Annotated in this window: 1 protein-coding gene and 1 pseudogene; one reads left to right on the forward strand and one right to left on the reverse strand. The window is 35.9% G+C overall.

The window, feature by feature from the left end:
• The coding region (locus LFYK43_RS08225) for a transposase (RefSeq protein ID WP_148095614.1) at positions 1-197 on the forward strand (197 nt) is incomplete at its 5' end.
• A gap of 596 nt (positions 198-793) precedes the next feature.
• Here LFYK43_RS08225 and LFYK43_RS08230 read toward each other — a convergent pair.
• Positions 794-1103, reverse strand: a pseudogene (locus LFYK43_RS08230) (lysophospholipid acyltransferase family protein); the annotation flags it as partial.

The raw sequence follows: 1103 nt of genomic DNA on the forward strand, positions 1-1103 counted from the left end.
CGACCCATACAGAAATGGATACAGCCGTGAGAACAATAACCAAGAATTACCTGGGGATTCAAAATGCCTGTATTTCTGAGTGTTCAAACGGCGGAATAGAGGGGGTTAACCGAAAAATCAAAGAGCTGAAACGCAGCTGTTACGGCTTTAGAAATTTGCGTCACTTCTTCATTCGTATCAAATTGATCCGAGCATAAAAAATCAAAAAAATAACTCTTTGTCAGGAAAGGCTTGCCTCCCTCGGCACAGCCTTTCCTGACAAAGAGGAAAAGAAAGACACTGACTTAACAATTGAGAAAAAAAGAAACCCTATCTAAAAGATAGAGTTTCAGAGACCATCAACACTATTTGACGTAGTCCCGTTTTTTGACAGCAAAAAAGCCTGCCGAAATTAAACGACAGACTTTCAAAAATCATTAGTAAACAAACGAGTTATATCATGCCGGCTGCAGGAGAGCTTAAAAGCAATTAGAAACCATATAAAGCTAGATAACAATGCTTTTTAAATTTAAAAGCCATATATAATAGTAAGAAACATTTAGCTTGTTGTCCAAATGTTGTCCAAACAGTCCGCTAGAAATAATTTTGGCGGCCTGTTTTTTGTATAAAAATAGCCCCGATCACTCGGGGCTGCATTTCAATCTTCAATTCCAAAGTTATTTCTTTCTGGTTCTTGGTACTCCATCTTTAGCATGATCTAGAAGCCAAACTCCGATGCGTTCTTCGTCTGCAATATTCTCGTCAGCACATCATCATTTAGCAAAAAAGACGATAATCTATACATTTTTTACATTTACAGAGTTGCAAATTTGGCCTCAAGGTTACTATTATATATTTCTCTTGCTTTTTTATTTAATTTCGTAGTTTTCGAAACATGATAAGGTTCACCTATAATTAGTTCTGAATGTCCCCATTTTTTATATTCAAATTTAGCCGGAACTATAGGCTTTCCACTATCTTTAGCAACTAATAAGTAACCTGATTTTAATTTGTCAGAATAGCGAGAACCTGTTGGAAATATTACAAACGACTGCTTATTTTCTGCCAATTTAGTTATCGGAATTTGAAGAGAATTTTTAGATGGTTTTTCCCTATCAACTGGG

The sequence above is a fragment of the Ligilactobacillus salitolerans genome (genome assembly GCF_003864415.1).
GTDB lineage: Bacteria > Bacillota > Bacilli > Lactobacillales > Lactobacillaceae > Ligilactobacillus > Ligilactobacillus salitolerans.